Origin of the sequence: Parabacteroides sp. AM08-6, from assembly GCF_003473295.1 — a bacterium.
GTDB lineage: Bacteria > Bacteroidota > Bacteroidia > Bacteroidales > Tannerellaceae > Parabacteroides.
Genome location: NZ_QRMP01000026.1, coordinates 46,259 through 55,905 on the forward strand (window position 1 = coordinate 46,259; position 9,647 = coordinate 55,905).

Below are 9,647 nucleotides of genomic sequence, written 5' to 3' on the forward strand. Positions count from 1 at the left end.
GTTGCAAAATTAGGGGATAGTTGGGAGGTGCTTTGTATATAAAACTCTGATGTTCCTACCATTTTCTCTGATGAATGAAGTATATCCAAATAATGTAGTAACTTTGTGACAGTTAAAACAATAATAGAGCTATGAATGAATTGATAAAAGCAGATAATATCTGCATCTATAATGAATGGGCAGGAGTAGAAACCAAGCATCCTTTGGTTAGTTTCATAGACTTCTCTACGGTGAAACCGTTACGTCATGCTCGCAAATTATACGGTTTTTATGCTATATTCCTGAAAGATGTAAAATGTGGGGAACTTCGTTATGGTAGGCAGTATTATGATTATCAAGACGGAACTTTGATTTTTGTTGCTCCCGGTCAAGTTTTTGGAGCAGAAGATAACGGAGAAGTGTTTCAACCTACGGGCTATTTATTAATGTTCCACCCTGATTTATTAAGAAATACCTCATTGGGCAAGTTGATGATGAAAGACTATACATTTTTTTCATACGAAACGAATGAAGCCTTGCATCTAAGTAGTGAGGAACGACAAGTGATAATGGATTGCTTTCACAAAATCCAATACGAATTGCAGCATCCGATAGATAAGCACAGTAAAGGTTTAATAGTGGATAGCATCAAAATGTTTTTGGATTATTGTACCCGTTTCTATGACCGCCAATTTATTACTCGTGATAATGTGAATAAAGATGTTCTTGTTCGTTTTGAAGCACTACTGGAGGACTATTTTATGAAAGGGAGAGCAGAAAAGACTGGATTGCCGACTGTTCAATATATAGCGAACGAACTTAATTTGTCTGCTAACTATTTGAGTGACCTTTTGAGAAAGGAAACGGGGAGTACCGCTTTACGTTATATTCACGACAAGGTAATAGATGTAGCTAAGACGCAAATTGTTTCAACAGATAAAACTATTAGTGAAATAGCTTATTTGTTAGGTTTTCAATATCCCCAACACTTTACACGGCTTTTCAAAAAGGAAGTAGGGTGTACGCCTAATGAATATCGGTTGCAAGTTGGATAAAAACTTAGTGCAAGGTGCAAGTATATATTTATATATATAGCTTGCACCTTGCACTAATCGCAGAAGATTTATTATCAATGATTTGCGTATTTCAAAAGAAAGACTTATCTTTGAACCCGAAAGTTAGGCAGACAAACAGCGGTCAAAGTTGGACAGGCTTAACGGTTGAAAATCGTTACTGTTTCGTTACCTATTTGAAATTTTGAAAGCAAAGTAGCTGAAATATAAGCGGTTAGAGTTATAGGTTCAAAACCCTATCTCTCCGCTGAACTAACCGGACAAAGAACAGTCAAGTTCCACAAATTCAACGATTTGTGGAACTTTTTTTTATCCCCTTATTTCTACACTACCGGACATCATTTAGCCCTTATTTGTATATTTCAGGAATGACAATCGTGTATGATAGCTTACTGCAAAAGATATAGGTATTTATTGTATATATAAGAGTTTCCATGTACTTTTATGGCAGAATGAAAATAAGATATAATTTTATAGATGGATGAGTAAACAACAACCTCGTTATTATCTACAGAAAGGTGCGACAACTATTGTAATCTTTATACATGGTATAGTTGAAGGACCGGATCAGTTTCTGGATTTAATGGAACTGGCTTCCGGATATGGCTTTGCTATAGCTTCTTTATTATTGCCCGGTCATGGAGGAACAGGAGAGGAATTTGCACATAGTTGCAGGCAGCAGTGGATGAAACATGTGAATTCTGAAGTAGGTCGTTATAAAGAAATATACGATTCGGTTATCCTTGTGGGGCACTCTATGGGTAGTCTTCTTTCGTTTATCACATATGTGGAAAGTCCGGAGCAGGTTATTGGTATTGTGGCGATAGATACACCTTTATATGTAAAGGTTAAGGGAAGAGCGATTCGGAATAATCTGAAAGTTGCTTTTTCGAAGCATATCGCAGAAGATGATCCGGCTTATGCTTTGCTGAAAGCGAGTAGTGTAGCCCCTTGTTCAATTTTTACTTATTTGACTTGGGCGCCGAGGATGATCGATTTGTTTCGTCTGATGAAGAAGACTAGGAAATTGCTATGTCAAGTATCTGTGCCTACGTTAGTTTTCCATGCTGCTGATGATGAATTAGTCAGCGCTTCCAGTGTGAAAGTTTTTAAGAAAACACTCCCCGCAGACTATTCCAGGATTGTTCTTCTGAAAAATTCAACCCATTTTATTTGTGAACAAGAAGACTTGGCATTACTGCATAAGACTTTTTGTTCTTTTCTGATATCTATTAAAGAAAGACATTTTTGAAGAACTCTTCTCAATTATTTTGTAGGAATAGATTCAGGTAATTCTCTTGCATGGCTGTTTTCAATGGCATGATATTCTGCTTTTGAATTACCATTTCTTAACCTCGCCTTGTGAGGTTTTCATGTCTTTATTTCCATTATAAATAGCAAAACATTGCTCAGGAGTTGCACCCGATAGCTTTGCCCATTTGGAGATACCCTTGAAAAAGTCAGAAGAGTATGTGACTCCTGATTTTATTTCATAGGCATATTGTTTGCCTTCCTCCGTGCACAATAAATCAACTTCATTGCCTATACTGTCTCTCCAAAATGAAAGGTTGGGCTCTTTTCCTTTATTATATGCTTCTTTGATAAATTCATTAATCACAAGATTTTCAAATAAACCTCCACGAAGGAAATGAGTCGCTATTTGGTCGGCATTTCTTATGTCGAGCAGTGAACATGCTAATCCTGTGTCATAGAAATAGAGCTTTGGAGCTTTTACCAGCCGCTTAGCATAGTTGTTATGATCAGGTTTTAATAAATAGCAAATGTAACTTACCTCCAAAATAGAAATCCATGAGGTTGCTGTGGTTACGGATACTCCACATTCATTGGCCAACGACGAAATATTGAGGAGTTGTCCAATACGTCCTGCACACAATTTAAAAAAACGGATAAATTTACTTAAGTCACCAATGTTCCGCATCAAGCGCACATCCCGTTCTACGTATGTCTGGGTGTAGAATGGATAGTAGTCAGAAGGAGCAATGTCTTTATCGTAAAGACGAAGATACGCTCCTTTGAAAATCTCTTCGTTCACAGTAGGGGGAAGTATATTGCTTTCTTTTATTTCAAGATGAGAAAAAGGTAATAACCGAAGAATTGCTGTTCTACCTGCAAGTGATTGGTTGATGCTCTCCATTAAAAGAAAGTTATGAGAGCCCGCAAGCAGGTACATTCCTACCCTATTCTCTTTATCGGTATGAGTCTGGATATAGGAAAATATAGATGGCACTCTTTGTACCTCATCAATAATTGTTTTATCAGGATACGTAGTAAGGAAACCTCTTGGATCTTCAGTTGCAAACAATCTCATATCCAGTTCTTCTAATGATACGTATTTATACTCTGGAAATGATGTTTTGAGTAACGTCGATTTACCCGATTACCGTGGTCCCGTAAGGGTAACAATCGGATACTTTTCCGTTAGCTCCAATAGCCTGGTTCTTAATATTCTTTCTATCATATCGAATCTGTTTTATGCAAATCTACTATAAAAAAGTGGATTTGCAATTTATTACAGGGTTATTTTGATAAATGAATGATTTGTACTATCGTTGTGCAGTAATGTTTAGATGAACGGACACCATTTAGCCCTTAAAAGAGAATTGTTAGTAACCGAACTCATTAACAATTATAATTAATCATTAAAATCTAAAACCATTTGGTTGTTTTCAGCTTCAGATTCTTCGACTAATAATGGCGGCATATGCAATATCCTATCAGTTATTTGTTCATAATTGAAAATCAAATCTGTTCCATTTTCATTAATATCACTAAAATCAAATTTTTTGTTTTTTATTTGCTCTAAATTAAGCTTTAAAACATTATCCCATTTATCATTTATATGTGCTATAATTTGTTTTCTTTCTCTTAAAGAAACAAGTAATCTTTTTACTATACTATTTTGTTCCTCAAGAGCTGGTATAGGGATTAGTGTTTTTTCGACATCACTGTCAAGGATTGCAGGATAACTTGACCCTGTTGCAAATTTCCTAAACTGTTCCATTGTCGAATCTAGTCTTAACGCATAATGCAAATATAATGGATTCACATTATGTTTAGCCCTAATTACAGAAAAACCAGTAGAACAAATTTGTCCATGTAAATTTTCTGGGATAACAGCAATTGCTCTTCTTGTCGGGCGACAAGTCGAAATTATAATATCATATGCTTGGACTAGTTTACGTGCTCTTGATGGTGCTTCAGCTCCCGTTAATTCTTGGATTCTTTCAACTTCACCTGTATCAATATTTATACCAGATATATCTATATACTGAAATATAGTATTAGCTTTTTTAGTTGGATCTTTTTTAATATGTATTACATCTGCAACTTCTGAAACTTTTTTTACAATACTTATATCAAATTGACGTATTAAGACTGGTGGTTCATGATAGTCATAATCCCAACGTTCAGCTTTTATCAATTTCTTTTTGTATGTTTTCAAATATTTCATTTCCAGCCTATTTCTTTGTGAAATAAATCTATAACATCTTGTACTTCACTTCCTGTTTTACTACGTCCAGTAGCATCATATCCCAAATTTTCCACTTCTACAAGTAGTGCTGTACTATTAGGATTATGGGCCTCACTATTTTCTAGTTTTCTAAAAATACACAATGAAGTTTTAACCATTGCACCATAAGCATTAAATGCTTCTTCTGGAAGACTAATAATAGCTTTTATTTCCGCCACTTGTTCCACCCATTTTCTTACAAATTTAGCATTTTTATTTTTCAATAATCCATCGGGTAAAACAATTGCCATTCTACCACCTGGTTTAAGAAATTGAAAAGAACGCTCAAGACCCAAAATCTCCAATGGCAAAGATTTTTTCTTATCTCCCAAACTAAAACGGCCTATCATTTCTTTTACCTCTCCCCTCATGATACTGCCAAATGGTGGATTTGTTAATATCATGCTAAAAACAGCAGGATCAGACTCACCATCATCTCTTAATGCTAAAATATCAGGATAATTTTCAAAGCTTAATAAAGCATCCAAATTACGAATATTAGAGTGTCCATCATCATGCAACATCATATCGGTCATGGCAATTCTTACCATACGTTCTGATTTCTCAATTCCATGTAAATGAAAGAACTTAAACTCATATAAATCTGCTTCTTTTATTCTATCTCCATAATTTTTGACAACATAATCTAAGCTACTAGTCAGAAAATGTCCTGAACCACAAAAAGGGTCAAGTATCATATCATTAGGCGTTGGCTGTAAAATACCAACTGCAATTTCGACAATAGGGTCTGGAGTAAAGTATTGTCCCATACCTGCTCTAATTGCAGAACTTAAAACCCCTTGGAATGCTCTACCTTTAATATCTATAGCTGTATCTACAAGAGAATATTTTTGGAGTTTTTCAACAACACTATATAAAGCCGGGTCACTAAGCCTTATTTGTGTTTTAAAAACTCCTCTAGATCTCTCATAGTTAGGTATTCTTTTTGAGAAAATCTCTAATTCTTTATCCCTTGCTTCTTCATATAGCACACGGATATTTGAAGCAACTTCAGAAGGGTTACTTGCACCATATATTTGAAATCTAAATTCAGCTTTATCTCCTTTTTTTATCGTTGTTTTTTCATCGTATATTTTCACATAAAGTACTTTTGACAATTCATCTAGGGCTTCATCTGCATGAAGTCCATCAATATCTCTCACAATACTATGGCAATCAAATAAAATTTTTTCATAATCTGCATTAATGGGAGTTAATCCGGTTTTTGTTTTATCTCCGCTTTCGGGAATCTCACGGACTAATTTGACTTGGCTTGCTTGACTTCCACCATAAGCGTAAATATCAGGTATATACTCAAAATCATTAGGATCTATTTTTTTTCTAATTGCTCTTACTTTATCACCGTCTGTCACGAGCCCTATAGTTGCTGTATGTGTTGAAGAAAGATAAGTCTCTAACTGTCTTTCGGCTTCATTAAACATCTCTTCCGAAATACCACGTTTTTTTACCTCAATATAAATAAATGTTCGTCTTGTCGAGTTTTTTAATGATATATCTGCTTCTTTTTCTGTAGAACCCATTTTTACTGGTTCTTCAATAATTAAACGTTCACCTATCCATTCTTTAGGGTAATTATAGCAATTTATTAATTGATATAAAACCCACTGCCTGACAAACTCTTCAATATGAAATTCAGCACCTTCATAACTACCTTTATGTTCCAAATATGTTTGAGCTCTTCGTTTTGCCTCAATCACATCACCATGCGTTTCAAATAACCATTTTTCTGGTTCTATAGTGAAATAATTCCCAATTTTTGGCATATCCTAATTATTCATTTTTTATTTTAAACAAATATGTTATAGCTTCCTATTCTTGCAGAATTATGACAAATCGTAAACTTAACATATTAAAACTATCTATATCCCGTCACAAGAAGTATTTATTATGATGCCAACTTTATTATAGAAAGATGTTGCATTAGCCATTTTTGATTTCCAACTTCATTCTTAACTTGTATCAGTTACTTCTCAGTGCAAAGATACACATTTCTATTATAGGCTGATTGTAATATGATAAAAATAAGTATTTATGAGATTAAACCCCATAAAATACTTATAGTGCTCTTTTTAGGAAAACTGTTACTCTATTTCTTTATCGCTATCATTACTAAAACCAAATGTGAGCTGTCATATCCATCCCATCGGACATTTTCAGCGTTCCCGCTCCGTCCGGTTGGAAATAGTGGATGAAATATTTTGTTTCTAACCGTCCGTTCCGGTGAAGCAGGCAGTGTATTTCCACCGTTTCCCCCACCTTTAATTTTTCCGGTACAGGTATCGTTTCGATACTGAACGGACTAGATTGCAGTATATCCACATCATCATTACACGCATCCACTAATAACAAGGCGATTACATAGCAGCCCATCAAAATGCAGCTTAAAATCTTTCTCATTTACACTAATCAGGAACACCACCCGGATGGAAAAGGCACTCGATTCAAAGAACAAACAAATTTGTCTCCCCTTACACTAACCATTTTCTACAATTTGCACAACGAAAAAAATTACTATATCTTTGAATTCTTATTTTAGGCAGACAACGGATACATGAAGTTTTTAACCTTTAAATTTTGAATACATGAAACCTACGAATAAAGAAAAGAATACGGTCAAGAACATTATGAGAGATAAATCTCCAATCATTTATGTTTCTGCTTTATTGCTACTACTAACCATGCTAAACACACGCATCACTTATGGGCAATCCGTAGAAAACAATTTGGATGCACCTAAAAAAGCATTCATCCTATCTCGTTTCTGCAGTGAAGTGAAATACAACTTTGTTCATTACAACAAGCTTAAAATAAACTGGGATAGTTTGTGTATAGCAAACTTGCCTCGATTAACAGCAACTCATTCCGATGAAGAATTTATGGATGAATTGAAAAAAATATGCGCGCAACTGCATGACGGACACACATTCCTTTATATCGCAAATACCCCTGGGGATGAAGCAAATTGGATACGTCCTTTTCCTATGGAGACAAAACGAATCGGAGACCGGGTGTTTGTAACTTCTGTTTACAATTCCAAATTCAAAGAACAGGGGCTTGATGCCGGTTGTGAAGTGCTAAAAATAGATGGAGAAAATGTGATAGAATATGGAGAACGCCATATCAGCCCATTTTTTCCTTCTTCAACACCCCAGTGGTCTAAATATGCACCTTTTAATAACTTTGAGCTAACCAAGGACAAAGGGACAAAGGTTTCGACAATAGATTTTCGTACTCCGAAAGGTAAAACTTTTACTATAAGCAGTAATCGCAATATTTCTTGGGATATTGAAAACACTTCCTCTGTTTTTGATTTTAAAGTATTGAAAAACAAGATCGGAATTTTGACTATCAGAAATTTTCAATCAGGAAACTTTAAAAAGGAAGATTTCGATAAAATATATAACGATATATTAGCAACTAATGCTTTAATCATTGATATTCGTAATAATGGAGGAGGTAACTCCAGTTATGCAGATTATGTAATACGTCATTTTGATAACAAACCTATTCGGGTAGGGCGTTGGAGTAGCCGGATGTACATTGCTGCTCATGCCTCCTGGAATTTTCCTCAAGAATGGTATACGGAAAGCCCCGATGCCATGAATCCAATTTCCGATAAACCTATCTATAAAAAACCGCTTGCACTATTAGTAAACGCTTGTACATTTTCTTCTGCAGAGAACTTCTGTGTCACGTTTCGCGGTTTAAATCGAGGGAAAATCATTGGTACTCCAACAGGAGGAAGTACAGGCAATCCAATATTTATAGACCTTGGTTTTGGGGTTAGCTGTGGTATTTGTACTAAGAATGAGTGGGATGTCGACAACAATGAGTTTATCGGAATAGGAATTATTCCTGATATTGAAGTTGAGGAAAATGCTTCAATTTATCTCAATGGTAAAGATAATGTGATTGAAACAGCAATTAATATGCTAAAAAAGAATTTATAACAATATAAAAGCAAAGAGAATCTTGACAATAATAGTAAAAATTTAAGGTGATTATATACTACTTTACACCTACTTCTATTTTTTTTACTCAAATCACACACAGGATGAATAAAATAATCAATATTGATATTTTCTGTAGAGACCTAATGGTACATTTTGGAAATAGAAAGGAGTTAAAGGATGTACTAAAGAGATATTGTGACAAACAGACCATAAAGTATGTTATAAATGAAATAGACTTTTCTGCAAAAGGTTATACATTGTGTAATTCAAATAAAAAAGTACTAATTGTTTATATGCCCACTAAGCCCTATGATTCAAAAAGTATGGGGTTTTTAATTCACGAACTTTTGCATGTTACTAATTGTATAATGGAAGAAATAGGCGTAGAACCATCCGAAAGTTCAGAAGAAGCTTACGCCTATTTGATTGGATTTCTTACGAGAAGAATAATAGATGAGTTTTCTATTTCTTTGTCTTAATCTCGATTTTATCCTTTTCAACAACAATTGTATTAGGATGTTTTTTAGCATACTCTTTAGTCGTATATTGACCATTGTCTGCTCTTCTGGCTCTTTCCACTGTTTTCGTTTTTGTTTTTCCCATGATATAAGATGTTAAGTTATGTGAAAATATTGCCATGACAAAATTATATAGAAAAATCGAGTTTTTCTACACCGGCGTAATAAAAAGCCGGGACCAGCCCTAAAACTCCGTTTCATACCTCGTTTAATAGATATAAATGTCCTATATTTAAGGAGTGTTACTAAAAAAATCAAATATGGACAGAAACAGAAACGTGGCTGGTCTCGACATTCACAAAGATACGATTTATCTATGTGTAATGGACCATACCGCGACCATTATTTTTAAAAATGTTTATGGCACATTGACTCCTAATTTGCAACTTATGTGCTCCGATATGGTTTTTCACGGAGTAACAGAAGCTGCAATGGAAAGCACTGCGACCTATTGGATTCCGGTGTGGAATGCCTTGTGCGACAGCATGTCGCTCAAATTGGTAAATCCTTATTTTATAAAGCAATTACCCGGTCACAAAAGTGATGTGAAAGATGCCCAATGGATAGCGGA

General features: G+C 34.8%; 8 protein-coding genes and 2 pseudogenes. 5 read left to right on the plus strand and 5 right to left on the minus strand.

Features of this window, described 5'->3' with window-relative positions:
• The first annotated feature begins 131 nt into the window (after nucleotides 1–131).
• Both DW103_RS14090 and DW103_RS14100 read left to right on the plus strand, forming a co-directional pair.
• The gene (locus tag DW103_RS14090) at nucleotides 132–1,034 is read left to right on the plus strand and encodes an AraC family transcriptional regulator (RefSeq protein WP_122277213.1); all 903 of its coding nucleotides are present in this window, start codon (nucleotides 132–134) and stop codon (nucleotides 1,032–1,034) included.
• A gap of 499 nt (nucleotides 1,035–1,533) precedes the next feature.
• Nucleotides 1,534–2,304, plus strand: coding sequence for a carboxylesterase (locus DW103_RS14100; RefSeq protein ID WP_122277215.1), 771 nt, complete (start codon nucleotides 1,534–1,536; stop codon nucleotides 2,302–2,304).
• A gap of 87 nt (nucleotides 2,305–2,391) precedes the next feature.
• Here DW103_RS14100 and DW103_RS18660 read toward each other — a convergent pair.
• The 4 genes and pseudogenes from DW103_RS18660 to DW103_RS14120 form a co-directional block, all read right to left on the minus strand.
• Nucleotides 2,392–3,531 (minus strand): annotated as a pseudogene (locus DW103_RS18660) (ATP-binding protein).
• A gap of 174 nt (nucleotides 3,532–3,705) precedes the next feature.
• The gene (locus DW103_RS14110; RefSeq protein ID WP_122277218.1) at nucleotides 3,706–4,524 is read right to left on the minus strand and encodes a restriction endonuclease subunit S; all 819 of its coding nucleotides are present in this window, start codon (nucleotides 4,522–4,524) and stop codon (nucleotides 3,706–3,708) included.
• Nucleotides 4,521–6,368: an N-6 DNA methylase gene (locus tag DW103_RS14115; protein WP_122277220.1), complete on the minus strand. Its 1,848-nt coding sequence runs from the start codon at nucleotides 6,366–6,368 to the stop codon at nucleotides 4,521–4,523. The genes DW103_RS14110 and DW103_RS14115 overlap by 4 nt, the downstream gene beginning before the upstream one ends.
• Nucleotides 6,369–6,744: 376 nt before the next feature.
• Nucleotides 6,745–6,975: pseudogene (locus DW103_RS14120) on the minus strand (TraQ conjugal transfer family protein); the annotation flags it as partial.
• A gap of 212 nt (nucleotides 6,976–7,187) precedes the next feature.
• On the opposite strand from DW103_RS14120, the gene DW103_RS14125 reads away from it, so the two are divergent.
• Nucleotides 7,188–8,555, plus strand: a complete 1,368-nt coding sequence (locus DW103_RS14125) for a S41 family peptidase (RefSeq protein WP_122277222.1) — start codon at nucleotides 7,188–7,190, stop codon at nucleotides 8,553–8,555.
• Between the two features lie 104 nt (nucleotides 8,556–8,659).
• Entirely contained in the window at nucleotides 8,660–9,037 is a 378-nt protein-coding gene (locus tag DW103_RS14130) for a hypothetical protein (protein WP_122277224.1), read from the plus strand.
• Here the strand turns inward: DW103_RS14130 and DW103_RS14135 are convergent.
• Nucleotides 9,021–9,161: a multidrug transporter gene (locus DW103_RS14135; protein ID WP_122277242.1), complete on the minus strand. Its 141-nt coding sequence runs from the start codon at nucleotides 9,159–9,161 to the stop codon at nucleotides 9,021–9,023. The two genes, DW103_RS14130 and DW103_RS14135, sit on opposite strands and share 17 nt — an antisense overlap.
• 175 nt (nucleotides 9,162–9,336) lie before the next feature.
• On the opposite strand from DW103_RS14135, the gene DW103_RS14140 reads away from it, so the two are divergent.
• Nucleotides 9,337–9,647: transposase (locus DW103_RS14140; RefSeq protein WP_147381218.1), on the plus strand; the 311-nt coding region annotated here is incomplete at its 3' end.